Raw genomic sequence first — 24523 nt, 5'->3', positions numbered from 1 at the left:
GGGGCCCATCGCCCGGCGGCATAGAGTCGTTTCTCAGTTTTTTGACGAAAGGTCGAGGCCCGATGACGCAGCGTGGTCGCGCCGGTGCCCGGCCTGGTGGGCGCCCCGGTGGCCGGAAAGAGGAGCGGGTCCCCGCTCCGCCCCGCGTCGATCTCGCGGCGGCCAAGGCCCGGGTCCGTGCCGTGATCGAGCCGGTGGTCGTCGAGGCCGGATACGACCTGGAGGACGTCAGCGTCGCCCGCGCCGGTCGCCGGCACGTGGTCCGCGTCCTGGTCGACACCGACGGCGGCATCGGCCTGGACGACGTGGCCGTCGTCTCCCGCGCGATCTCCGAGGCGCTCGACACCGCCGAGGAGCGCGGTGACGAGGTCCTCGCGGGGGAGTACCAACTGGAGGTCGGCTCGCCGGGCGTGGACCGGCCGCTGACCGAGCCGCGTCACTGGCGGCGTAACCGGGGCCGGCTGGTCGCCGTGAACGGCATGACCGGCCGGGTGACCGAGGCCGGCGACGAGGGCATCGTGCTCGACGTCGACGGCACACCGCACGAACTCGGCTATGCCGAACTCGGCGCCGGAAAGGTGCAGATCGAGTTCAAGCGGCTCGACGAGGCCGACTTCGGCGACGAGGACGACGACGACATCGACACCGACGATAGGGAGGGCGAGGAGTGAACATCGACCTCGCGGCGCTGCGCGCCCTGGAGCGCGAGCGGGAGATCCCGTTCGAGACGATTCTGGCGGCCATCGAGACCGCGCTGCTGACCGCGTACCGGCACACGGAGGGCGCGCAGAGCCACGCCCGCGTGGAGATCGACCGCAAGTCCGGCGTCGCGTCGGTGCTGGCGCAGGAGCTGGACGCCGACGGCACGGTGGTGCGCGAGTGGGACGACACCCCGCACGACTTCGGCCGCATCGCCGCCATGACGGCCAAGCAGGTCATCCTCCAGCGGCTGCGCGAGGCCACCGACGAGCAGCACTTCGGTGAGTACGCGGGACGCGACGGCGACCTGGTCACCGGCATCGTGCAGGCGGACGCCGCGCGGGCCGAGAAGGGCATCGTCATCGTCGACCTCGGCAAGATCGAGGCGGTGCTGCCGCAGTCCGAGCAGGTGCCCGGCGAGCCGTACGACCACGGCTCCCGCATCCGCGGGATCGTGGTGCACGTGGCCAAGGGCTTCCGCGGCCCCCAGGTGACGCTCTCCCGGTCGCACCCGGCGCTGGTCAAGAAGCTCTTCGCGCTCGAGGTGCCGGAGATCGCCGACGGCACGGTCGAGATCGCCGCGATCGCGCGTGAGGCAGGTCACCGTACGAAGATCGCGGTGCATTCGACGGTTCCGGGCGTGAACGCCAAGGGTGCCTGCATCGGTCCCATGGGCCAGCGGGTCCGGGCCGTCATGAGCGAGCTGCACGGCGAGAAGATCGATATCATCGACTACTCGGACGACCCGGCCCAGTTCGTCGGCAACGCGCTCTCACCGGCCAAGGCCCTGCGGGTCGAGGTGGTCGACGCGGCCAGCCGGACGGCCCGGGTGACAGTGCCCGATTTCCAGCTCTCGCTGGCGATCGGCCGGGAGGGTCAGAACGCCCGGCTCGCGGCCCGGCTCACCGGGTGGCGCATCGACATCAGGCCGGACAACGAGCCGGCGGGGGCCTCCGACCGCGATGCGGCCGAGGCGGGAAGCTGACCGGATACGCGTTCCGGACGTACGAGGAGTAGACTTTCTCATGGTCGGCCCGACACGAACCTGCGTCGGTTGTCGCAAGCATGCGCCGGCCTTCGAGTTGATTCGGTTCGTCGCGGCCGGGTCCGGGGACGATCTCCGGCTCCAGCCCGATCCGGGCCGCCGACTGCCGGGCCGGGGAGCACATCTGCATCCCGATCCGGCCTGCTTCGCGCTGGCGGAGCGGCGTCGCGCCTTCGGGCGCGCGCTGCGTCTCACCGGTGTTGCTGACACCGGATTGCTGGCCGAGCACATCCGTACGGCCTTGCCGTGCGGAACGACAGATGACACGGCCGCTGTGGCCGCGTCATGACCCAGCAAGGTAGGACGACCCAGATGAGCACACGATGAAGTCCCTGAAATGAACAGGCTTCTAGTGCACGAGTGAGGTCGTTGCGGGTGCGCTCGCACGACCTCGAAGTGAGGAGTGCAGTGCCAGGAAAGGCCCGCGTACACGAGCTCGCGAAGGAGCTCGGGGTCGACAGCAAGACCGTTCTCGCCAAGCTCAAGGAGATGGGCGAGTTCGTCAAGTCCGCATCCAGCACGGTCGAGGCCCCCGTGGCCCGGCGGCTGCGTGGTGCCCTCGAGGCAGGTTCCGCTCCGGCGGCGCCGGCCCCGTCCGCGCCCGCCGCCAGCAGTGCTGCGCCCAGCGCGCCGTCCGCGGCGCGCCCGGCTCCGCCCGCCGCGCGTCCCCAGCCGCCGCGCCGGCCCGGCCCCGCCACCGGTGGCGCTCCCAGCGCCCCGACGTCGCCGGCCCCGTCGCCCGGTTCTTTCGCGCGTCCCAAGCCGCCGGTTCCCGGCCGTCCGGGCCCCACGCCCGGCCCGGTCGCCAAGCCGGCCAGCGCCCACGACATCGAGGTCGCGGCGGCCGAGGCCCGTGCCTCGGCGCTCAAGGCCGAGCAGGAGGCCGCGGTCAAGGCCGCTCAGGCCGCCCGCACCCGTGACGCCGAGCGCCGGGCGCAGCAGCCCCCGGCCGACGGTGGCGCGTCCCGTGGACCGGGCCCGCGCCCGGGTCCCGGCTCGGTTCCGCCGCGCCCGGGTTCGCCCGCGGCCGGTCGTCCCGCCCCCCAGGGCGGCGGCGCTCCGTCCGGTCCTCGCCCCGGCCCCGCCGGTGGCAACACCCCGCGCCCGCCGTCGCGTGGCCCGGGTAACAACCCGTTCGGCGTTTCGGGTGGCAACGCCGCCCGTCCCTCGCCGGCCTCCATGCCCCGGCCCAACCAGCCGGGCATGCCCCCGCGGCCCAGCCCCGCGTCGATGCCCCCGCGGCCCAGCCCCGCGTCCATGCCCGCGCAGCGTCCGGCCGGCCCCGGCCGTCCGGGTGGCGGCGCCGGTGGCCGTGGCGGTCCCGGCGGTGGCGGCGGCGGTCGTGGCGGCGCCGGTGGCGGCTTCCGTCCCGGTGGTGGCGGCGGCGCCGGTGGCGGCTTCCGCCCCGGTGGTGGCGGCGGCGCCGGTGGTGGCGGCTTCCGTCCCGGTGGCGGCGGCGGTGGCGGTGGCTACCGCGGCGGTCCCGGTGGTGGCGGCGGTGCTCCGGCCGGTGCCGGTGCTCCGGGTCGTCCCGGTGGTGGCGGTCGCGGTCGTGGCGGCGGTGCCGCGGGTGCCTTCGGGCGTCCGGGTGGCCGGCCGACCCGCGGTCGCAAGTCGAAGAAGCAGCGGCGTCAAGAGTTCGACAACCTGTCCGCCCCGCAGATGAGCTCCGGCGCTCCGCGGGGTCAGGGTCAGGAGATCCGGCTCTCCCGCGGCGCGTCGCTCTCCGACTTCGCCGACAAGATCAACGCGAACCCCGGCTCGCTGGTCCAGGAGATGTTCAACCTGGGCGAGATGGTGACGGCGACGCAGTCGTGCTCCGACGACACGTTGCTGCTGCTCGGCGAGCACCTGGGCTTCAACGTGCAGATCGTCAGCCCCGAGGACGAGGACCGCGAGCTGCTCGCGCAGTTCAACATCGACCTCGACGCCGAGGTGGCGGAGGACCGTCTGGTCACCCGTCCGCCGGTCGTGACCGTCATGGGTCACGTCGACCACGGTAAGACGAAGCTGCTCGACGCGATCCGCAAGACCAACGTGGTCGCCGGCGAGGCGGGTGGCATCACCCAGCACATCGGCGCCTACCAGGTGAAGTACGAGCACAACGACGAGGAGCGTGCGATCACGTTCCTGGACACCCCGGGTCACGAGGCGTTCACCGCCATGCGTGCCCGTGGCGCCCAGGTGACCGACATCGTCATCCTGGTCGTGGCGGCCGACGACGGCGTCATGCCGCAGACGGTCGAGGCGCTCAACCACGCCAAGGCGGCCGAGGTGCCGATCGTGGTCGCGGTGAACAAGGTCGACAAGCCGGACGCCAACCCCGAGAAGGTGCGCCAGCAGCTGGCCGACTACGGCCTGCTGGCCGAGGAGTACGGCGGCGACACGATGTTCGTCAACGTCGCGGCCAAGCCCGGCATCGGCATCGACGACCTGCTCGAGGCCGTCCTGCTGACCGCCGACGCTTCGCTGGAGCTGACCGCTCCGGTCGACGGCTCGGCGCAGGGCGCGATCGTGGAGTCGCACCTCGACAAGGGCCGCGGCGCCGTCGCGACCGTCCTGGTGCAGAAGGGCACCCTGCGTGCCGGCGACTCGATCGTGGCGGGCGGCGCGCACGGCCGCGTCCGCGCCATGCTCGACGAGAACGGCAACGTGGTCGCCGAGGCTCTGCCGGCCCGTCCGGTCCTGGTCCTCGGTCTCACGTCGGTGCCCGGCGCGGGCGACACGTTCCTCGCCGGCGAGGACGACCGCACCGTTCGGCAGATCGCCGAGCAGCGGCAGGCCCGCCGCCGCGCGGCGAGCTTCGCCAACTCGCGCACCAAGGCGACTCTCGAGACGCTCATGGAGCAGCTCAAGGAGGGCGAGAAGACCTCGCTCACCCTGGTCATCAAGGGCGACTCGTCCGGTTCGGTCGAGGCCCTCGAGGACGCGCTGTTCAAGATCGAGATTCCGGACGAGATCCAGCTCAAGGTCATCCACCGCGGCGTCGGTGCGATCACCGAGAGCGACGTGAACCTGGCGAGCGCCTCCTCGGAAGCGACCGCCACGATCATCGGCTTCAACGTCCGGGCCTCGAACAAGGTCAAGGAGATGGCCGACCGGGCGAACGTGGAGATCCGCTACTACAGCGTGATCTACCAGGCCATCGAGGAGATCGAGGCCGCGCTCAAGGGTCTGCTCAAGCCGGAGTACGAAGAGGTCGAGCAGGGCACGGCGGAGATCCGCGAGGTCTTCCGCTCGTCCAAGATCGGACTCATCGCCGGCTGTCTGGTCCGCAGCGGTCTCATCCGCCGCAACGCCAAGGCCCGCATCCTGCGGGACGGCGTCGTGGTGGCCGAGAACGTCACGATCAGCTCGCTGCGCCGCTTCAAGGACGACGCGACCGAGGTCCGCGAGGGCTTCGAGTGTGGTCTGACGATGAGCGGCTTCGGCACCCCGCAGGTCGGCGACGTGATCGAGACCTTCGAGATGCGCGAAAAGCCCCGCGCGTAAGTAGCACGTAGACAAGGCCCCGGCGCTCAGGCGCCGGGGCCTTTCTTGCGAAGATGACACCCATGTCCCGGTACGCCCTGCTCCTCGCTCCCTCCGCCAATCGTGTCTACGCCGATCAGGCCCCTCGTCTCGCTCTTACCGAGCTGGCTGCTTTCGGAAAGGTGCTTTCGTCCGAAATTTCGGACATCGACGTAGCGGTTCTGGGCGGAGTGGAGTACTTGACCTTCGCCGGCGCGCTGTCTGAGCGGGACATTTCGTACTTGTCGAATCTGTCCTCTGCGTACGCGCTGTTCGAGCAGGTCGAAGATCTGCTGCGGCCGATCACGATGACGGCGCTGGCGCGGTACGACAGTGACCTGATCACGATCCCGAAGTACGCGGGCAAGACCAACGAGCCGTTCACCAAGCTGGTCCTCAACCTGACCCTGCTCGCCTCGGCCTCGGCCGGCCGGATGCTCGACTCGCAGCTCACCGTGCTCGACCCGCTCTGCGGGCGGGGAACCACGCTCAACCAGGCGCTGATGTACGGCTACGACGGCGTCGGGGTGGAGATCGACGGCAAGGACGTCGAGGCGTACAAACTCTTCTTGCAGACCTGGCTCAAGCGCAAGCGTCTCAAGCACACCGCCGAGCTCGTGCCCGTGCGGCGCCAGGGCAAGCGGGCCGCGCGGCGGCTCGAGGTGACGATGGCGGCCAGCAAGGAAGATCACAAGGCCGGCGCGGTGCAGAAGATCACCGTCCTGCAGGCGGACACCACCCAGCTCGAGGGCCTGCTGCGCTCCGGGGTGGCCGACGTGCTGGTGGCCGACCTGCCGTACGGCGTGGCCCACGGCAGCTACGACGACGAGGGTGGCATCTCCCGGCGCCCGCTCGACCTGCTGGAGCGCGCGGTGCCGCAGTGGCTGCCCCTGCTGCGCCCGGGTGGCGCCCTCGGCCTGTCGTGGAACACCAAGGTCGCCCGGCGCGAGCTGGCCGAGGACATCCTGCTGGCCCACGGGCTGGAGCTCATCGAGCAGTTGCCCCTGGAGCACCGTGTCGACCAGGGCATCGAGCGCGACGTTCTCATCGCCCGGAAAACCGGCTGAGACTTGTCGTACGCCGGCGGTACCCTTCCCGCTGATGTATACGGAAACCGCAGTGTTCGACCTGCTCCTGCCCGGCGACTCCCGTTCGCTCAAGCAGAAGCGTTCCTACGTACGCCCGATCCTCGCCATGCTGAAGAAATACGAGGTCAGCGCGGCCGAGGTGGGCATGCACGACCTGCACGGCCGCGCACAGCTCGGGGTGGCGGTGGTCGCCGCCGAGCCCGCACAGGCCCGTGCCGTCATCGACACCTGTGAGAACCAGGTCGCGGGCCGCCCCGAGATCGAGTTGCTCTCGGTCAAGCGGCGCCTGTACGGGGAGGACGACTAGTTCGGCCCATGGGCGGGCTGGGTACGCTTCAGCAGTTGGGCGGGGGTAGTGAGACCCGCGGGATCACAGTCGGAGGTGGGCGATATGTCGGACCCGGCCAAGACGCGCCGTCATGCTGAGCGCGTACGGGAGCTGGTGGCATCGCTGGTACGAGAGATCAAAGATCCCCGGCTCGGCATGGTGACCATCACGGACGCGCGGATCACCGGCGATCTGCGCGAGGCGACCGTCTACTACACGGTGCTCGGCGACCCGACCGAGCAGGCGGCCACCAAGGCCGCGCTGGAGAGCGCCAAGGGCATGCTGCGCAGCCGCGTCGGGCACGCCCTGGGCCTGCGGCACTCGCCGAGCCTGGCGTTCGTGCTGGACAACGTGCAGGACCAGGCCAAGGAGATCGACCACCTGCTGGCCGAGGCGCGCCTGCGCGACCAGGAGGTGCAGCGGCTCGCCGCCGGTAAGCAGTACGCGGGCGATCCCGACCCCTACAAGGCCGACGACGACGAGGACGAGGACGAGCGGGTCGGCGCCCGCGAGGACCAGGGGTGAGAACGGTCTCCAGCATCCCCGGGGGCATGGCCCCCGGGGGCGTTCCCCGGCCCGCCGACGGTCCCCGCTCCGCCTGGTCCTTCGGTGGCGCCGCCACGATCCCCGGTGGGGAAGCCGGGGTTCCGGCGGTCATCGGGGGAGTGGCCGACCTTGAGTGGACGGCCGCGATCGACGCGATCCGCGCGCTCGGCCCCGACGACGAGGTCCAGCTCATCTGTCACGTCAACCCGGACGGGGACGCGCTCGGCAGCATGCTCGGCTTCGGCCTGGGGCTGCGCCGGCTCGGCGTGACCCGGCTGCGGGCCACGTTCCCGGGCCGGTTCGAGGTGCCGGTGCCCTATCGGGAGCTGCCCGGCAGTGATCTGCTGGTGAGCGAGCAGGAGGCGTACGACAACCCGGCCTTGATCATGATTTTCGACGTTGCGGCCGAGTCGCGCCTGGGTGACCTGGTGAGCCTGCTGCCGTCCGCGCCGGCCGTGATCGTGCTCGACCACCACGCGTCGAACACCGGCTTCGGCGGCGTCAACCTGGTGGCCCCGCGGGCCGCCGCGACCTCGGTGGTGGCCGAGGGGCTGCTGAGCCGGCTCGGTGTGCCGCTCGACGCCGAGATCGCCGAGTGCCTGTACGTGGCGCTGGCCACCGACACCGGCTCGTTCAAGTTCGATCTGACCACGCCCGAGGTGCACGAGCTGGCGGCCCGCTTGATCGCCACGGGCATCAGCCCGGCCGAGATCTCGCGGCGCATCTTCGACACCCGCCCCTTCGGGGCGATGAAACTCTCCGGCGAGGTGCTGGGCCGGGCCCGTCTCGACGTCACGGCGGCGGGTGGGCGCGGTCTGGTCTGGACGTACGCCACGACGGACGACCTGGAGAGGTACGACCAGAAGCCGTACGTCCTGGATTCGCTCATCGACCCGGTCCGCAGCGTGGCCGAGGCCGACGTGGCGGTGCTGGTCAAGCAGGCTTCGGACGGCGAGTGGGCGGTGTCGCTGCGCTCGAAGGGCGCGGTCGACGTCAGCGCCGTAGCGGTGGCGCTCGGCGGCGGCGGTCATCGGCTGGCGGCCGGATTCACCGGTCACGGCACACCGGAGGAGATCGTCCAGCAGGTCAAGGATCTCCTGGACGCCCATCTCACTGTTTAGACAAGCCGGGCTTCAAGCCGGTGTCGCTTCGGCGACACCGGCTTTTTCGTGTCCCGCTTCGTGGGAAGCAGCCGGTGATCGAGCGAGCTGAACGATAGTTTGGGTCCTGAACGGTGATTAGGTTTTGCGCGGTCGTGACCACTGCCCGCCGCGAGACCTCGAGCCACCCGGGCCCACCCGCCCGGGCAGCGTCGCCCTCGCCAGACGTCCGGCGATCCCGGACCGGCCCCGCGACGCTCCGCTCGACCAAACCTCAGGCGCCCGCGCCTTCACCCACCGTGGAAGGACCACGATCATGGCCGCCAAGCCGAAGCCCTCCGCCACCGACGAAGCCCGCGAGGCCGCGCGCCGCGCCCTGCAGACGTCGATGGACACTCGTCAGTAAGCGTTCATCTGGTTTGCGCTCCTTACGGCCGAGCGGGCATCATGACTGTTCATGAGCCCGTCTGCCCGGCCTGATTCATCCGCCTCCGCGCGGCGGATCGCGGCGCTCGCCCTGCCGGCGCTCGTCGTGCTGGCCGCGGAGCCGCTCTACGTGCTGGTCGACACGGCTGTCGTCGGGCATCTCGGCGCGGTGCCGCTGGCCGCGGTCGCCGTCAGCGGGACCGTCATGTCGGTCGCCGTGTGGTTCGGCACGCTCATGGCGTACGGGACCACCGGCCGCGCCGCCCGCCGCTTCGGCGCCGGCGACCGGGCCGCCGCCGTCGCCGAGGGCGTCCAGGCGTCCTGGCTCGCGCTCGGCATGGGCGTCGTGCTGGTGCTGCTGGCCCAGATCGGTGCCGGACCGCTGGTCCACGCGCTCGCCGGCGACCAGGCCACGGCCGACGCGGCCGCCCACTGGTTGCGCATCGCCTCGTTCGGCATCCCCGGCCTGCTGCTCGCGGCCGCCGGCAACGGCTGGATGCGCGGCGTCCAGGACACGCGGCGGCCGCTGTTCTTCGTGCTCGGCGCGAACGTGCTCTCGGCGATCCTGTGCCCGCTGCTCGTCTATCCGGCCGGCTGGGGCCTGAACGGCTCGGCGGTGGCCAACGTGGTCGCGCAGAGCGTCTCCGGCGGCCTCTTCCTGGCCGCGCTCGTCCGGGAGACCCGCGCCCTGCGTCCGGTACCCCAGATCATCGTGCGGCAGGTGGTCCTCGGCCGCGACCTGCTGATCCGAGGCGCCTCCTTCCAGGCCTGCTTCCTGTCGGCCACCGCCGTGGCCAGCCGCTTCGGGGTGGCCGCGGTCGGCGCCCACCAGATCGCGCTGCAGCTGTGGTTCTTCAGCGCGCTCGCCCTCGACGCGGTCGCCATCGCGGCCCAGTCACTGGTCGGCGCGACATTGGGCGCGGGCGACGCGCCGGCCGCCCAGGAGGTCGCCAAACGGGTGACAATCGCCGGCGGCCTGGCCGGGGTGGTCTTCGCGGCACTGGCCGCGGCCGGCGCGGGGGTGATCCCGAGCTGGTTCACGCCGGACCCGGCGGTGCACGACCAGGCGGCCGTCGTCTGGCCGTGGTTCATCGGGCTGATGCCGTTCGCGGGCATCGTCTACGCCCTCGACGGCGTCCTGATCGGTGCCGGCGACGTCCGCTTCCTGCGCGACATCACGCTGGCGGCGACCCTGCTCGGTTTCCTGCCCGCGATCTGGATCGCGTACTGGCTGGACCTCGGCCTGGGCGGCGTCTGGGCCGGCCTGGCGTTGCTGATCGCCATCCGCTTCGCGGGCACGGTTTGGCGTTGGCGCTCGTCCCGCTGGGCCGTGATCGGCGCCGAGCTGAAAGCCCCGAGCTGACGGCTGCCGAACGCGCAGATCGCCTGAGGAGGACCGCAAGCGGACCGCGCCAGCCGCCTCCCGGCCACCCTGGCGCGATCGGCGTCACGACTTCACATGCGGAGAGTCTCTAGCGCCCAGGCGCAGCGAGTCATACGCTCAGGCGCGTGGTTGAACATGTTCAAGTACGGCCGAAACGCCATCCGGGATGGCCGTGGCCGGCACCGATGAGGGTCGGTGGCGTTCGCCGGGCCATCGTCACGGTGGCTGTGATCAACTCCGGCTTCGTGTTCGCCGTCATCGGTGACTGGCCGAACTTCCGGTTCGAGGACATGTTCTGGTGCTTCGTCGCCGGCGCGGCCCTCACTGCCCCGCCGCTGGCGGTGCGCAATTTCCTCGGCTTCCGGATCGTCTGCTACCTGGAAGCCGTCATGCTCTTCGTGATCGGCGCGATCTTCTTCTTTCTCGGCGCCTTTCTCCTCTGGGCGGGACTCGTGCCGTTGCTGGTGGCGGCGACCGCGTCGTGGTGGGCCGCCAAGGTGCCCGCGCTCGCGCTGTCCGCGATCCTGCCGATCCTGGGTGCGGCATGGCTTCTGTCCACTCTTTGACCGGCGGGCTGGGAGCGTGGGGGGAGCGGGCTGACCCTAAGGTGGTCGGGTGAGTGCGGACGGACTGATCGTGGTGGACAAGCCGGCGGGGATGACCTCGCATGACGTGGTCAGCCGGATTCGGCGGCTGGCCAAGACGCGGCGGGTGGGGCACGGCGGGACGCTCGATCCGATGGCCACCGGTGTGCTGATCATCGGGGTCAACAAGGCCACGAGGCTTCTGACGTACGTCATCGGGTCCTCCAAGAGCTATGCCGCGACCATCCGGCTCGGGCAGTCGACCATCACCGACGACGCCGAGGGGGAGGTCACCTCGACCACGCCGGCCGGTCATGTCGCCGACGAGGCGATCCATGAGGGCCTCGCCCGGCAGCGCGGCGAGATCGACCAGGTGCCCAGCGCCGTGAGCGCCATCAAGATCAACGGGGAGCGGGCCTACAAGCGGGTCCGCGAGGGCGAAGAGGTCGAGATTCCGGCCCGGCGGGTCACCATCTCGCGGCTCGACGTGCTCGACATCCGGCGCGACGGGGACTTCGTCGACGTGGACGTCGACGTCACCTGCTCCTCCGGCACCTACATCCGCTCGATCGCGCGCGATCTCGGCGCGGGGCTCGGTGTGGGCGGTCATCTCACGGCCCTTCGCCGTACGGCCGTGGGTGGCATGACGCTCGACGAGGCGCTCACCCTCGACCAGCTGGCCGAGCGCGAGCCCGATGACGTCGTCACCCTGCCGATGGCCGACGCCGCGCGGCAGGCCTTCCCGCAGCGGGAGGCGACCGCCGACGAGGCACGTGTGCTCAGTCACGGTGGTCCTCTGGCCCCGGTCGGCATCGAGGGGCCGTACGCCGTCTTCTCTCCGCAGGGTGACGTGCTGGCCATCGTCTCCGAGCGTGAGGGCCGGGCCCGGGCCGAGATCGTCCTGGCCCCGGCGTGACGTACGCCGCCCGATACGCTGAGAACCGCTAACTGGCGAACACCGAAGGGGTACGCGGACATGCAGCGGTGGCGGGGCTTCGAATCGGTGCCGGGAGGCTGGGGCCGGTCGGTCGTCACGATCGGCGTCTTCGACGGTGTGCACCGCGGCCATCAGATGATCATCGGGCACGCCGTGAAACGGGCCCACGAGCTGGGGCTCCAGTCGGTCGTGGTGACCTTCGACCCGCACCCGGCCGAGGTCGTGCGGCCCGGTTCCCATCCGGCCGTGCTGACCGAGCCGGCGCGCAAGGCCGAGCTGATCGAGCAGCTGGGTGCCGACGCGCTCTGCGTGGTGCCCTTCACCAAGGCGTTCTCGCAGCTCTCGCCCGAGGCCTTCGTGCACGACGTGCTGGTCGAGTCGCTGCACGCGGCGGCCGTGGTGGTCGGCGACAACTTCCGCTTCGGTCACAAGGCGGCGGGTGACGCGGCCCTGCTCGAGCGGCTCGGCACCTCGTTCGGGTTCACCGTCGAGGACGCCCCGCTGGTCTCCGAGGACGGGCTGGTCTTCTCCTCGACGTACATCCGCAGTTGTGTCGACGCCGGGGACGTGCGGGCGGCGGCCGACGCGCTTGGCCGGCCCCATCAGGTGAGCGGGGTGGTGGTCCGTGGTGACCAGCGCGGGCGTGAGCTCGGCTTCCCCACCGCCAACCTGTTGACCCACCAGTACGCGGCCATTCCGGCCGACGGCGTCTACGCCGGCTACTTCCTCCGCGCGGACGGCAAACCCCTGCCGACCAGCATCTCGGTCGGCACCAACCCGACCTTCGAGGGCCGGGAGCGCCGCGTCGAGGCGTACGTGCTGGATTTCGACGGCGATCTCTACGGCGAGCGGGTCAGCCTCGACTTCGTCGCCCACCTGCGCGGACAGGTGACGTACACGACGATCGAGGCTTTGGTCGATCAGATCCGGGCCGACGTGGAACAGACCCGAGTGTTGCTTCGGTAACTGCCTGGTAGGGTTGACTCGGCGCTGGCTTAACCAGCGAACGATTCCGCGTGCCTGCCCGACGCCGCGGGTGCGGAACTCGATGTCACCGGCAACACAGAAGTTCGGAGAACATGGCGCTCGATCAAGAGACCAAGACCAAGATCATCGACGAGTACAAGTCGAAGGACAGCGACACCGGATCCCCCGAGGTCCAGGTCGCGATGCTGACCAAGCGGATCGCCGACCTGACCGAGCACCTGAAGGTGCACAAGCACGACCACCACAGCCGTCGTGGTCTGCTGCTGCTGGTCGGCCGTCGCCGCCGTCTGCTCCACTACGTTCAGAAGAAGGACATCGCGCGCTACCGGACGCTCATCGAGCGTCTCGGCCTGCGCCGCTGATCTGACGGGGGAGTGACCACGAGGTCGCTCCCCCGCACAGCAACAACCCACGGACCCGCGCGGTACGCAGGCGAAGCCACCGGTCCTCGGTAGTGGTTCCCAGGCAGTGATACCTGGGCACTTCGATCGAAGACCGGCAGCCTGGAACCCAACCGCGCTGTGTAGACCGCCGGGTCCTCGACGAAGGAGTACCGCACCACATGACAGAGCAGAACGCTCTCGGCACCGAATCTCGCACCGCCGTCATCGACAACGGGTCGTTCGGCACCCGCGAGGTGACTTTCTCCACCGGCCGGCTCGCCAAGCAGGCCGCCGGCTCGGTCATCGTCCAGCTGGGCGACACCACCGTCCTGTCCGCGACCACGGCCAGCAAGCAGCCGAAGGAGCACTTCGACTTCTTCCCGCTGACCGTCGACGTCGAGGAGCGGATGTACGCCGCGGGCCGCATCCCCGGCTCGTTCTTCCGCCGTGAGGGCCGCCCGAGCGAGGACGCGATCCTCACCTGCCGCCTGATCGACCGCCCGCTGCGCCCCTCGTTCACCAAGGGCCTGCGCAACGAGGTCCAGGTCGTCGAGACCGTGCTGGCCCTCGACCCGGCCCACCCGTACGACGTGGTCGCCATGAACGGCGCCTCGCTGTCGACCAAGCTGTCCGGCCTGCCGTTCAGCGGCCCGATCGGCTCGACCCGGGTCGCGCACATCGACGGCCAGTGGGTCGCCTTCCCGACCATCGAGGAGCTCGAGCGGGCCACCTTCGACATGGTGGTCGCCGGTCGCGTCCTGGCCGACGGCGACGTCGCCATCATGATGGTCGAGGCCGAGGCCACGCCGAACGCGGTCAAGCTGATCGCCGGTGGCGCCACCGCCCCGACCGAGGAGGTCGTGGCGAGCGGTCTCGAGGCCGCCAAGCCCGCCATCCGCGAGCTGTGCCGCGCGCAGAGCGAGCTGGCCGAGATCGCCTCGAAGCCGGCCGTCGAGTTCCCGGTGTTCCTGGACTACCAGGACGACGTCTACACCGCGGTGGTCGAGGCCGTCCGCGCGGAGACCGCCGAGGCGCTCAAGATCGCCGCCAAGCAGGAGCGCGAAGAGGCTCTCGACCTCGTCAAGGCCAAGGCGCACGAGCTTCTCGACGAGCGCTTCGAGGGCCGCGAGAAGGAGATCAGCGCGGCCTTCCGCTCGGTCACCAAGTCCGAGGTACGCCAGCGCGTGCTGCGCGACCAGGTCCGCATCGACGGCCGTGGCCCGCGCGACATCCGCCCGCTGTCGGCCCAGATCGGCGTGCTGCCCCGCGTGCACGGCTCGGCCCTGTTCGAGCGTGGCGAGACCCAGATCCTGGGCGTGACCACGCTGAACATGCTGCGCATGGAGCAGGCGCTGGACACCCTGGCGCCGGAGAAGTCCAAGCGCTACATGCACAACTACAACTTCCCGCCCTACTCGACCGGTGAGACCGGCCGGGTGGGCTCGCCGAAGCGCCGCGAGATCGGCCACGGCGCGCTGGCCGAGCGGGCCCTCGTGCCCGTGCTGCCGACGCGCGAGGAGTTCCCCTACGCGATCCGCCAGGTCTCCGAGGCGCTGGGCTCGAACGGCTCGACCTCGATGGGCTCGGTCTGCGCCTCGACGCTGTCGCTGCTCAGCGCTGGTGTGCCGCTGAAGGCGCCGGTCGCCGGCATCGCGATGGGCCTGATCTCGGACGAGGTCGACGGCAAGACGCAGTACGTCGCGCTGACCGACATCCTGGGCGCCGAGGACGCGTTCGGCGACATGGACTTCAAGGTCGCCGGCACCAGCGAGTTCGTCACCGCCCTGCAGCTGGACACCAAGCTCGACGGCATCCCGTCGGACGTGCTGGCCGGCGCTCTCCAGCAGGCCCACGAGGCCCGCGCCACGATCCTCGGCGTGATGGAGCAGGCGATCAACGCTCCGGCCGAGATGTCGGAGTACGCGCCGCGGGTCACCTCGGTGAAGATCCCGGTCGACAAGATCGGCATGGTCATCGGCCCCAAGGGCCAGACGATCAACGCGATCCAGGACGAGACCGGCGCCGACATCTCGATCGAGGACGACGGCACGATCTACGTGGGCGCGACGAACGGCCCGTCGGCCGACGCCGCGGTCGAGCGGATCAACGCGATCGCCAACCCGACGCTGCCCAAGGTCGGCGACAAGTTCCTCGGCACCGTGGTGAAGACGGCCGCCTTCGGCGCCTTCATCTCGCTCCTGCCCGGCCGCGACGGCCTGCTGCACATCTCCAAGGTGGGCGACGGCAAGCGGGTCGAGAAGGTCGAGGACTTCCTCAACGTCGGCGACAAGGTCGAGGTGTCCATCGCGGACATCGACGCCCGCGGCAAGATCTACCTCGACAAGGTCCGCCCCGAGGGCGAGGAGGCCCCCGCGGCCGCTCCCGCCGCCTCGGGTTCGGGCGAGGGCCGGCCGCCGCGCGAGCCGCGCGGTGACCGTGGTGGCGAGGGTGGCGGCGAGCCGCGCCGGCGTCGTCAGCGCTCCAGCGGCGACCGTGGCGACCGTCGCGAGTAATCACCAGTGACATCGAGTAACAACCGCGGGTCGGCCTCTCGGCCGGCCCGCGTTTCTACCAAGACCCTGCAGGACGGCGTAAAAAGGACCGTCCTGCCCAGTGGTCTGCGCATCGTCACGGAAGCCATCCCGACGACCCGGAGCGCCTCGCTCGGCGTCTGGGTCGGGATCGGCTCGCGTGACGAGACGCCGGGCATGTCCGGCGCCTCCCACTTCCTCGAGCACCTGCTCTTCAAGGGCACCCACAAGCGCACGGCGCTGCAGATCTCGGCCGAGATCGAGGCCGTCGGCGGCGAGACCAACGCCTTCACCACGAAGGAGTACACGTGCTACTACGCACGGGTGCTCGACGCCGATCTGGCGCTCGCGGTGGACGTGATGTGCGACGCCGTGGCCGACTCGATCATCGCGCCGGCCGACGTGGAGACCGAGCGCGGCGTGATCCTCGAAGAGATCGCCATGCACGAGGACGAGCCCGGCGACGAGGTGCACGACGTCTTCACCGAGGCGATCTTCGGCGACCACCCGCTGGGCCGGCTGATCTCGGGGACCGAGGAATCGGTCACCCCGATGACCCGGAACCAGATCAACAGCTTCTACAAGCGGCGCTACACCCCGCCCAACATCGTGATCGCGGCCGCGGGCAACCTCGACCACGCCACTGTCGTCCGGCTGGTCCGCAAGGCCCTGGCCGGCACGGCGCTGGACACCGGGCCGGCCGAGCCGGCCGGACCGCGCCTCGGCGCCAAGCGCGTGCCCACCCAGCGCCCGCACACGGTCGTCCGCAACCGCGACACCGAGCAGGCGCACGTGGTGCTCGGCGGCGTCGGCATCGGCCGCCGCGACGAGCGCCGCTTCGCCCTGGGCGTGCTCAACAACATCCTCGGCGGCGGCATGTCCAGCCGTCTCTTCCAGGAGATCCGCGAGAAGCGGGGCCTGGCCTACTCGGTCTACTCGTACGCCAGCCAGTACGCCGACGCCGGCCTGTTCGGCGTCTACGCCGGCTGCGCCCCCGGCAAGATCGAGGAGGTCCTCGACCTCACCCGGGCCGAGCTGGAGCGGGTGTCGGCCAAGGGCGTCGACGCCGAGGAGATCGCCCGGGGCAAGGGCATGGTCAAGGGCGCCTTCGTCCTCGGCCTGGAGGACACCGGCTCGCGGATGAGCCGGCTGGCCAAGTCGGAGCTGCTCTACGGCGATCTCATGACCGTCGACGAGCTGCTCGGCCGGGTCGACGCGGTCACCGCCGACGAGGTCAACGCGATCGCCGCCGACCTGCTGGCCCAGCCGATGTCGCTGGCCGTCGTGGGGCCGTTCGACGAAGCCGCTTTCGCGGCTCGCTAACCTTGGGCCCCGTGACAACGCTGGAGAAGCCGCCGCCCTCGCCCGAGATCACTCCGGAGCAGCGCCGCCGCCGGGTCATCGGCATGTTGATCTGGGCGGCGGCCTTCGCCGTGTTCGTGGCGCTGGTGGGCGTGCCGACCAGCGATGTGCTCATCGCGTTCGGCTGGCTCTGGCTGGCCACCATCGCCTGGCGCAACTATCTGCCGTGGCGTGAGCATCTGCTGTTCCTGCGCGACTGGCTGCCGGTGGTGCTGCTGCTGGTGTTCTACAACGTGTCGCGGGGCTCGGCCGACAAGCTCTTCGACCCGCACGTCTACCCCATGGTCGACGCGGACAAGGCCCTGTTCGGCGGCCACATCCCCACCGTGTGGCTCCAGGAGCACCTCTACACGAAGGACCACGTGCCGTGGTGGGAGGTGGTGACCAGCCTGGTCTACATCTCGCACTTCCTGGCCGTGCCCACGGTCGCGGTCGTCCTGTGGGTACGCAGCCGCAAGCTCTCCTACCGCTTCATGCGCCGGTGGATCTTCCTCAGCATGGCCGGCCTGATCACGTACTTCCTCTACCCGGCGGCGCCGCCCTGGTGGGCCTCCGAGTACCACTACATCCCCGAGAACGTCATGCGCTTCTCGCTGCGCGGCCTGGAGGTGCTCGGTCTGCACGGCGCCGGCAACACCCTCAACGCGTTGCAGGTCGAGCAGTCCAACCCGGTCGCGGCCATGCCCTCGCTGCACACGGCGTACGCGATGATGGCGGTCGCCTTCTTCCTGCCGATGATCCGCAAGCGCTGGTGGCCGCTGCTGTTCGCCTATCCGCTGGCGATGACCTTCACGCTGGTCTACACCGGCGAGCACTACGTGATCGACGTGCTGGTCGGCTGGCTCTACGTGGCCCTGACCTTCGCGGCCGTGGGCCTGCTGGAACGCTGGTGGAGCAACCGGGCTAAGTTGACGCAGTGACTGAACCGATCCGTGTGGGCGTACTCGGCGCCCAGGGCCGCATGGGCTCCGAGGCCTGCAAGGCCGTGGAGGCGGCGGCCGATCTCGACCTGGTGGCCGCGCTCGGCCGTGGCGACGACCTCGAGGCCGCCGCGAGCGCCCAGGTGCTGGTCGACCTGACAAATCCCGGCGCGGTGATGGACAACCTGCGGTGGGGCCTCGAGCGGGGCATCAGCTTCGTGGTCGGCACCAGCGGCTTCACGTCGGAGCGACACGATCAGATCCGGTCCTGGCTGGCCGCGCAGCCGTCGGCCGGCGTGCTGATCGCCCCGAACTTCGGCATCGGCGCGGTCCTGATGATGCAGTTCGCGGCCAAGGCGGCGCGGTACTTCGAGTCGGCCGAGATCATCGAGCAGCACCACCCGCGCAAGCTGGACGCCCCGAGCGGCACGGCCACGCACACGGCCAAGCTGATCGCTGACGCGCGGGCTTCGGCCGGCCTGGGCCCGATGCCGGACGCGACGAAGGAAGAGGTGCCGGGCGCCCGAGGGGCAGACCTCGACGGGGTACGGGTCCACGCGATCCGCGCGGCCGGGCTGGTGGCCCACCAGGAGGTCCTGTTCGGCAGCCTGGGCGAGACGCTGACCATCCGGCACGACTCGCTCGACCGGGTCTCCTTCATGCCCGGAGTCCTTCTCGGCGTACGCAAGATCTTGTCGCGCCCCGGCCTCACGATCGGCCTGGACAGCTTCCTCGACTGAGCACGGTAGGTTGTCCTGCTGTGAACGAGTTGACCGTGCGTGGCCGCCGGCTTCGGGTGGTCGCCACCCTGGTCGCCGGCGCGCTGCTGCTGGCCGGGACGTTCTGGGGCGTCGACGACGACTTCCCGTTCGGGCCGTTCCGGATGTACTCCACGGCGCCCGACCCCAACGGTGACGCCAAGGACACCCGGGTCGAGGGCGTCGACACGGCCGGGCGCACGGTCGCGATCACCGAGGGCAACAGCGGCATCCGCCGGGCCGAGATCGAGGGGCAGCAGCAGGCGTACGAGTCGGATCCGTCCCGCCTGAGCCAGATCGCCGACGCCTACGCGTCGCACTCGCCCGGCGCTTCACCGTTGCGCACCGTGAAGATCGTGATCCGCTGGCACGGTATCGAGCACGCCCGCCCGACCGGCGACTACCGCGACGAGGTCGTCGCCGAATGGACGCGCCCATGAGGTGGCTCTTCGCGCCCGTGCCCCTGGGCCGGGTGGCCGCGTTCCGTACGCTGGTCTACGCGTTCGTCGTCCTTGATCTGACGGTCTTCACCCCGTGGGTGCGCTCGCACGCCAACACCCCGGGCGACCTCTATCAGCCTCTGCTGGTCGGCCGTCTGCTCCACTTGCCCACGCCGGGGCCTTTGCTCGTGTGGGGAGTGTTCTGGCTGCTGCTCGTGCTGTCGCTGGCCGCCGCGACCGGGCGGGCGCCGCGGGCGCTGGGCTGGGCGGTGTTCGCGCTGTACTTCGAGTGGATGATCATCGCGATGAGCTACGGCAAGGTCGACCACGACCGGGTCGGCCTGCTCGTGGCCCTGGCCGTCCTGCCGACAGTCGGCCGCGCTCGCCACGGTTCCGGGGAAATGTCGGAAAAAGCGGGATGGGCCCTGCGGGTCACCCAGATCGCGGTGATCTGCACGTACTTCCTGGCCGCCCTGGCCAAGCTCCGCTTCGGCGGCATCGACTGGCTGACCAGCGCCGTGCTCGCCCAGGCCATCATCCGCCGGGGCACCTGGCTGGCCGACCACATCGCCGTGGTGCCGGGCCTGCTGATCGCGGCCCAGTTCGGGATCATCCTGTTCGAGCTGCTCAGCCCGTTGATCTGGGCGATTCCGCAGAAATGGCGGAATTGGGGCGTGGCGTTCTTCTACTCGTTCCACGTGATGACGTTCTCGATGATCACCATCTCGTTCGCCCCGCATCTGGCCGCGATGGCGAGCTTCCTGCCGCTGGAGAAGGTCCGCCCGATCGAGTGGCTCCGGCGGCGATCGGCCCGCCCGGTGGTGCCGGAAAGCACCTGAGCCCCGGCCCGGCCCGGCTCGACGAGTCGCCGAGCCGGGCGCTGAGCTGGGGCGGTGGGCGGTCAGGCCACGAAGCGGGAGCGGCGACGGCGGCCGATCACGTAGCCGGTCGCGCCGAGGAGCAGGAGCACGCCGCCGATGCCGACCACGACGCCGGTGGCCGTGCCGGTCACGGGCAGGCCGCCGCCCTCGCCGCCGCTGTTCTCCGCGCCGGCGGCCGGCGTGCCGGGGGCACTCGAGCTGGCCGGGGCCGTGGTAGGGGCGCTCGAGCCGGCGGTGGAGGTGGGCGCCGGCGACACGGTCGCCGTGGCGGTGGGCGTGACCGTCGGTTTCGGCGTGGGCTGGGCCGCGCAGTCGAGTGCCCGGGCCGTGTACAGGCCCTCGTTCAGGTAAGCCAGGTGGACGTCGACGGAGTCGCTGTCGAGCGCCTTGTTGGCGGCCGCCTTCACGTTGGCCCCGGCGTCCTCCGGCATCGTCCGGCCGATCGAGATCCGCAGATCGTGTCCCCAGGCCGCCTGCCAGTCGTTCTTGAGGAAGGCCCGCAGCTCCTCCGGGGTGCCGCCCATCTTCTTCTGGAGGGCGGGCGGCAGGACCGGCAGCGACTCGGTCGCGTCCAGGATCCGGTAGGCCAGCAGCCGCACCTCGCTGTCGTTGGCGGTGTCCAGGTCGATGGTGAAGAGCTGGCGGACGTCCTTGAAGACCTTGCGCTCGACCGGCTGGCAATCCGCGCCGAGCACGGGCGGCTCGGCCTGAGCCATGGCCGGCGCCGCCGGAATCAGAAGGGCCAGCGCCATGAGAACGCCGGCCGCGATCTTTCCTCGCACGTGTGTCTTCCTCCCCGTTCATATCGAAGCAGGGAGATGGTACAGAAGCCCGAGTTGCAGGACAGCCCGGCAGCCGCGGCAGAGAGGGTGACCACGACGGAGCCAGGCTCGTCGAAGCGGGGGCCTTTGGTGAACCCGTACCTCTAAAGAAGATCTCGCTGAGCCTGCGGCAGAGAGCAGGCCGCCGTCCCGCCGGGCAGAAGGTGACGATGCTCGGCGACCCAGCGATAGGCGGGCCAGGCGGCCAGGCGGACCGGGCCGATCTGCAGAGCGCCGCCCGCGACCTGCCAGAGACGGCCGGCGTCGCGGAGCATCAGGGCGATCGCGTCCGGGCCCGAGGCGCGCTCGCCGCCGGCGCCGACCCACTGGACCGCCTCCTCGCACTCCTCGGTGGTCAGGCCGAGCTTGTCGAGGTCGGCGAACTGCCACGGGATCACCCGGGCGTGTGTCGGGATGCGGCGCTCGATGAACTCGGCGCACGTCGTGCAGAAGGAGCAGTCGCCGTCGTAGACGAAGGTCGCGGTCACCTTTCTATTCTTCCGCGACCGCGACGTGCAGCCTCACCTGGGGGACGAGCATGTCGTCCACGTCGAGGGCGCGGCCGGCGCCGTCGGGCTCCCAGCCGGCCAAGGAGAGGAACTTCCGCATGGCCTCGTCCTGCTCGTACGCCCAGGCGACGGCCCGCTCGAAACCGTCGTCCCGCCAATGGGTGACCGCGGCGCTGAGCAGGCGGCTGCCATGGCCCCGGCGGCCCCAGCGCGGCTCGACCAGCAGATCGGTGACGGCGGCGGTCGTCTCGCCCAGCGGGGGCTCCTCGGGCGCCAGGGCCTGCTCGTCGGCCGGGCCGGCGGCGGCGAACCCGACCACCTGGGTCGCGGTGTCGCTCTGCTCGACGGCGATGAGCACCCGGTGCCTCGGCGAGGGCGGCGCGGTGATCGCCTCGGTCCAGCCGCGGGTCAGATAGTCGAGGTCCAGGTTGGCCAGGACGTGCGCGGGGAACATCCGCCGATAGGCGGAGCGCCAGGTGGTGAGCTGGACCCGGGCGATCTCGGGGGCGTCTTCGGGGCGAGCGGGACGGACGAAGCCGATTGCCATGCCGGGCAGCCTACCGAGGCCGATTTTTGTCACACCCTTCGTCTACCGTTCGCGACGTGGCACTTCCCGAGACTCTCTCCGTGGCGCAGGCCCGGCGCGTCGCGCTGGCCGCGCAGGGCTTCACCGACCCCAAGCCGGGCGGCGCCACCGACATGCGTCATCTGCGGCGCGTGCTGCGCCGGGTCCATCTGATCCAGATGGATTCGGTGAACGTGCTGCAGCGGGCGCATTTCATGCCGCTCTACAGTCGCCTGGGTCCCTACCCGGTCGAGCTGCTCGAGCGGGCCGCCTATCGCAAGCCGCGTGAGCTGTTCGAGTTCTGGGGCCACGAGGCGTCGCTGATCACCACCGACCTCCAGCCGCTGTTCCGCTGGCGCATGGAGCGCGCCGCCGACTACGCGTGGGGTGGCATGGTCCGCATCGCCAGGGAGCAGCCCGAGCTGATCGAGCGGGTGCTGGCCGTCGTGCGCGACCGCGGGCCGATCACCGCGGCCCAGATCGAGCACGACGAGCCGAAACGGACCGACCACTGGGGATGGAACTGGTCGTCGGTCAAGCAGGCGCTGGAGTGGCTCTTCTTCACCGGCCAGGTGACGGCGTCGGACCGGACGACCTCGTTCGCCCGGCGGTACGACCTGCCCGAGCGCGTGCTGCCGTTCTCGGTGCTCAACGCGCCGACCCCGCATCCGCAGGACGCGTTCCGGGCGCTCGTCGAGCTCTCGGCGCGGGCCGTCGGGGTCGGGGCCGAGGCCGAGCTGCGCGACTATTTCCGGCTCCCGGTCGACGGCTTCAAGCGGGCCGTGTCCGAGCTCATCGAGGACAAGGTGCTGCTGCCGGTGCAGGTCAAGGGCTGGAAGGGGCCGGCCTATCTGCATCACGAGGCCAAGCTGCCCCGGCGGGTAGCGGCCTCGACGCTGATCAGCCCGTTCGATCCACTGGTGTGGGAGCGCAACCGCACCGAGCGGCTGTTCGGCATGAACTACCGCATCGAGATCTACGTGCCGGCCGCGCAGCGGCTCTACGGCTACTACGTGCTGCCGTTCCTGCTCGGCGACGAGCTGGCGGCCCGGGTCGATCTCAAGGCCGACCGCAAGGCGGGCGAGCTGCTCGTGCCGGCGGCCTGGCTCGAGCCCGGCGCCGACCAGGAGGAGACCGCCGTGGCCCTCGCCGCCGAGCTGCACCGGCTGGCCGGCTGGCTGGGCCTTTCGCGCATCGCGGTGCCCGAGCGGGGCGACTTCGCGGGCCCGCTGGCCGCTGCCCTCAAAGGTGTAGCGTGACGGCCATGAAGGCGCTGGAGGAACAGCCGGTGCAGGGCCCGCCGGTGCCGCCGGAGTGGCTCGACTATTACGCACAGCCCCAGCAGGACAGGGTCACCCGGTTCGTCCAGCGGGTGTGGACCAGGTCACCCGTCTGGGCCGCGCCCATCGCCCTGCTGGCCTGCATGGGCGGTGCTGTCGGTTACACCTTGGCCACCCATCCCGCCGAGGCCGGTGCCGGCGAGCCGCCGACCTGCCTGCTCAAATACACGACCGGCTTCGTCTGCCCGGGCTGCGGCGGCACCCGCGCGGCGTGGTACCTGCTTCATGGAGATCTTCCGGCCGCGGCCCGTCACCACGCGATCTTCACCTTCGCCGTGCCCTTCCTGCTCTACATGTATGTGGCGTGGGCCGGGAAAAGGCTGTTCAACTGGAAGCTTCCGCAGCTCACGTTGAGCCCGGCGGTGTTGATCACATTTGTCGCGGTGTGGGCCGTCTGGAGTGTGCTGCGCAACCTGCCCTGGGCCCCGTTCACCGCGCTCTACGTCTGAGCGGGGAGTCCGATAGGTTGGTGGGTATGACGCACGACCCGCGACCCTTCGGACGGCTCCTGACCGCGATGGTCACCCCGTTCGCCCCGGACGGCTCCCTCGACGTCGAGGGCGCGGCGAAACTGGCCACCTACCTCGTCGACGAGCAGCGCAACGACGCGCTCGTCGTCAGCGGCACCACGGGCGAGTCCCCGACGACGACCGACGCCGAGAAGGAGACCCTTCTGCGCGCCGTCGTCGACGCGGTCGGCGACCGGGCCCGGATCGTCGCCGGTGTGGGCACCAACAACACGGCCCACACGATCGAGCTGGCGCACGCGGCCGAAAAGGCCGGCGCCCATGGCCTGCTGGTCGTGACGCCGTACTACAACAAGCCGCCGCAGGCCGGCGTCGCCCACCACTTCCTGACCGTGGCCGACGCGGCCGGCCTGCCCGTGATGGTCTACGACATCCCGCACCGCGCCGGCACGGCCATCGCCACCGAGACGATGTGCCGCATCGCCGAGCACGAGCGGATCGTGGCGGTCAAGGACGCCAAGGGTGATCTGACCGCTTCCTCCTGGGTGCTGAGCCGCACCGACCTGGCGTACTACTCGGGTGACGACGCCGCCACGCTGCCGCTGCTGTCGATCGGCGGGGTCGGCCTGGTCGGGACGTCCACCCACTTCACCGGCGTTCTCGCCAAAGACATGATCGAGGCGTTCGAGCGCGGCGACAACGCCGCCGCTCTCGCCCTGCACCGCCGGGCGATGCCGCTGTTCACCGGCATCTTCCGGGCACCGGGGACCATGCTGGTCAAGGCGGGTCTCAACGCGTCGGGCCGCCCGGCCGGCCCGGTCCGCTCACCGCTGGTCGAGGCGACCGGCGAGGAACTGGCCCAGCTGCGTACGGATGCCGCCGCGGCCGGCATCGGCCTGTAGAAGAGCCCGT

25 protein-coding genes are annotated in these 24523 nt (G+C 70.7%); 22 read left to right on the top strand and 3 right to left on the bottom strand.

Translation table 11 applies throughout. The features are described from left to right. Positions 1-62: 62 nt before the first annotated feature. The 19 genes from rimP to ACQP2X_RS42660 all read left to right on the top strand — a co-directional run bounded on the left by rimP (position 63) and on the right by ACQP2X_RS42660 (position 19867). A complete protein-coding gene (rimP, locus tag ACQP2X_RS42750; RefSeq protein ID WP_498691711.1) occupies positions 63-671 on the top strand; it encodes a ribosome maturation factor RimP in 609 nt (202 codons plus the stop codon). Then, a complete protein-coding gene (gene nusA, locus ACQP2X_RS42745) occupies positions 668-1684 on the top strand; it encodes a transcription termination factor NusA (protein WP_097318526.1) in 1017 nt (338 codons plus the stop codon). The genes rimP and nusA overlap by 4 nt, the downstream gene beginning before the upstream one ends. 40 nt (positions 1685-1724) lie before the next feature. Further along, on the top strand, positions 1725-2033 hold the full coding sequence (locus ACQP2X_RS42740; RefSeq protein WP_498691710.1) for a YlxR family protein: 309 nt from the start codon (positions 1725-1727) through the stop codon (positions 2031-2033). Positions 2034-2152: 119 nt separating this feature from the next. Continuing rightward, complete coding sequence (gene infB / locus ACQP2X_RS42735) at positions 2153-5236, top strand: translation initiation factor IF-2 (protein WP_498691708.1); 3084 nt, start codon at positions 2153-2155, stop codon at positions 5234-5236. Positions 5237-5298: 62 nt separating this feature from the next. After that, a complete protein-coding gene (locus ACQP2X_RS42730; RefSeq protein ID WP_498691706.1) occupies positions 5299-6321 on the top strand; it encodes a TRM11 family SAM-dependent methyltransferase in 1023 nt (340 codons plus the stop codon). A 34-nt stretch (positions 6322-6355) separates the two neighbouring features. Further along, the gene (locus ACQP2X_RS42725) at positions 6356-6649 is read left to right on the top strand and encodes a DUF503 domain-containing protein (RefSeq protein WP_498654849.1); all 294 of its coding nucleotides are present in this window, start codon (positions 6356-6358) and stop codon (positions 6647-6649) included. An 84-nt stretch (positions 6650-6733) separates the two neighbouring features. Next, positions 6734-7195 (top strand): 30S ribosome-binding factor RbfA, encoded by a 462-nt coding sequence (gene rbfA / locus ACQP2X_RS42720; protein ID WP_498691704.1) that lies wholly within the window; start codon positions 6734-6736, stop codon positions 7193-7195. After that, positions 7192-8337: a DHH family phosphoesterase gene (locus tag ACQP2X_RS42715; RefSeq protein WP_498691702.1), complete on the top strand. Its 1146-nt coding sequence runs from the start codon at positions 7192-7194 to the stop codon at positions 8335-8337. Before rbfA ends, ACQP2X_RS42715 begins: the two co-directional genes overlap by 4 nt. Positions 8338-8773: 436 nt before the next feature. Then, on the top strand, positions 8774-10105 hold the full coding sequence (locus ACQP2X_RS42710; RefSeq protein WP_498691700.1) for an MATE family efflux transporter: 1332 nt from the start codon (positions 8774-8776) through the stop codon (positions 10103-10105). Positions 10106-10371: 266 nt separating this feature from the next. Continuing rightward, positions 10372-10692 (top strand): hypothetical protein, encoded by a 321-nt coding sequence (locus tag ACQP2X_RS42705; RefSeq protein ID WP_498691698.1) that lies wholly within the window; start codon positions 10372-10374, stop codon positions 10690-10692. Between the two features lie 91 nt (positions 10693-10783). Beyond that, positions 10784-11626: a tRNA pseudouridine(55) synthase TruB gene (truB, locus tag ACQP2X_RS42700; protein ID WP_498701212.1), complete on the top strand. Its 843-nt coding sequence runs from the start codon at positions 10784-10786 to the stop codon at positions 11624-11626. A 60-nt stretch (positions 11627-11686) separates the two neighbouring features. After that, the gene (locus ACQP2X_RS42695) at positions 11687-12613 is read left to right on the top strand and encodes a bifunctional riboflavin kinase/FAD synthetase (protein WP_498691696.1); all 927 of its coding nucleotides are present in this window, start codon (positions 11687-11689) and stop codon (positions 12611-12613) included. Positions 12614-12726: 113 nt separating this feature from the next. Then, positions 12727-12996 (top strand): 30S ribosomal protein S15, encoded by a 270-nt coding sequence (rpsO, locus tag ACQP2X_RS42690; protein ID WP_498691695.1) that lies wholly within the window; start codon positions 12727-12729, stop codon positions 12994-12996. Positions 12997-13196: 200 nt separating this feature from the next. Further along, positions 13197-15530: a polyribonucleotide nucleotidyltransferase gene (locus ACQP2X_RS42685; RefSeq protein ID WP_498691693.1), complete on the top strand. Its 2334-nt coding sequence runs from the start codon at positions 13197-13199 to the stop codon at positions 15528-15530. Positions 15531-15536: 6 nt separating this feature from the next. Further along, a complete protein-coding gene (locus tag ACQP2X_RS42680) occupies positions 15537-16871 on the top strand; it encodes a M16 family metallopeptidase (RefSeq protein WP_498691691.1) in 1335 nt (444 codons plus the stop codon). A gap of 11 nt (positions 16872-16882) precedes the next feature. After that, positions 16883-17830 (top strand): phosphatase PAP2 family protein, encoded by a 948-nt coding sequence (locus tag ACQP2X_RS42675; protein WP_498691690.1) that lies wholly within the window; start codon positions 16883-16885, stop codon positions 17828-17830. 41 nt (positions 17831-17871) lie between these two features. Next, positions 17872-18570, top strand: a complete 699-nt coding sequence (dapB, locus tag ACQP2X_RS42670) for a 4-hydroxy-tetrahydrodipicolinate reductase (protein ID WP_498701210.1) — start codon at positions 17872-17874, stop codon at positions 18568-18570. A 20-nt stretch (positions 18571-18590) separates the two neighbouring features. Then, the gene (locus ACQP2X_RS42665; RefSeq protein WP_498691688.1) at positions 18591-19028 is read left to right on the top strand and encodes a hypothetical protein; all 438 of its coding nucleotides are present in this window, start codon (positions 18591-18593) and stop codon (positions 19026-19028) included. After that, a complete protein-coding gene (locus tag ACQP2X_RS42660) occupies positions 19025-19867 on the top strand; it encodes an MFS transporter permease (protein ID WP_498691687.1) in 843 nt (280 codons plus the stop codon). Before ACQP2X_RS42665 ends, ACQP2X_RS42660 begins: the two co-directional genes overlap by 4 nt. A 62-nt stretch (positions 19868-19929) precedes the next feature. Here the strand turns inward: ACQP2X_RS42660 and ACQP2X_RS42655 are convergent, their stop codons facing one another. The 3 genes from ACQP2X_RS42655 to ACQP2X_RS42645 form a co-directional block, all read right to left on the bottom strand. Then, positions 19930-20691 (bottom strand): LPXTG cell wall anchor domain-containing protein, encoded by a 762-nt coding sequence (locus ACQP2X_RS42655; protein ID WP_498691686.1) that lies wholly within the window; start codon positions 20689-20691, stop codon positions 19930-19932. 143 nt (positions 20692-20834) lie between these two features. Further along, on the bottom strand, positions 20835-21218 hold the full coding sequence (locus tag ACQP2X_RS42650) for a thiol-disulfide oxidoreductase DCC family protein (RefSeq protein WP_498691684.1): 384 nt from the start codon (positions 21216-21218) through the stop codon (positions 20835-20837). Between the two features lie 4 nt (positions 21219-21222). Continuing rightward, entirely contained in the window at positions 21223-21786 is a 564-nt protein-coding gene (locus ACQP2X_RS42645; protein WP_498691683.1) for a GNAT family N-acetyltransferase, read from the bottom strand. Positions 21787-21842: 56 nt separating this feature from the next. Here ACQP2X_RS42645 and ACQP2X_RS42640 point away from each other — a divergent pair, with 56 nt between their 5' ends. Genes ACQP2X_RS42640 through dapA form a run of 3 tightly spaced genes read left to right on the top strand, consistent with a single transcriptional unit; the run spans position 21843 to position 24513 of the window. Beyond that, entirely contained in the window at positions 21843-23063 is a 1221-nt protein-coding gene (locus tag ACQP2X_RS42640) for a winged helix-turn-helix domain-containing protein (protein ID WP_498691682.1), read from the top strand. Between the two features lie 5 nt (positions 23064-23068). Continuing rightward, positions 23069-23593 (top strand): DUF2752 domain-containing protein, encoded by a 525-nt coding sequence (locus ACQP2X_RS42635; RefSeq protein WP_498691681.1) that lies wholly within the window; start codon positions 23069-23071, stop codon positions 23591-23593. Between the two features lie 26 nt (positions 23594-23619). Beyond that, a complete protein-coding gene (gene dapA / locus ACQP2X_RS42630) occupies positions 23620-24513 on the top strand; it encodes a 4-hydroxy-tetrahydrodipicolinate synthase (RefSeq protein ID WP_498691680.1) in 894 nt (297 codons plus the stop codon). Positions 24514-24523 lie beyond the last annotated feature (10 nt).

The sequence above is a fragment of the Actinoplanes sp. CA-131856 genome (genome assembly GCF_050956135.1).
Taxonomy (GTDB): Bacteria; Actinomycetota; Actinomycetes; order Mycobacteriales; family Micromonosporaceae; genus Actinoplanes.
Note: the sequence above shows the minus strand (reverse complement) of the source record. Positions and strands in the feature narration are given on the sequence as shown.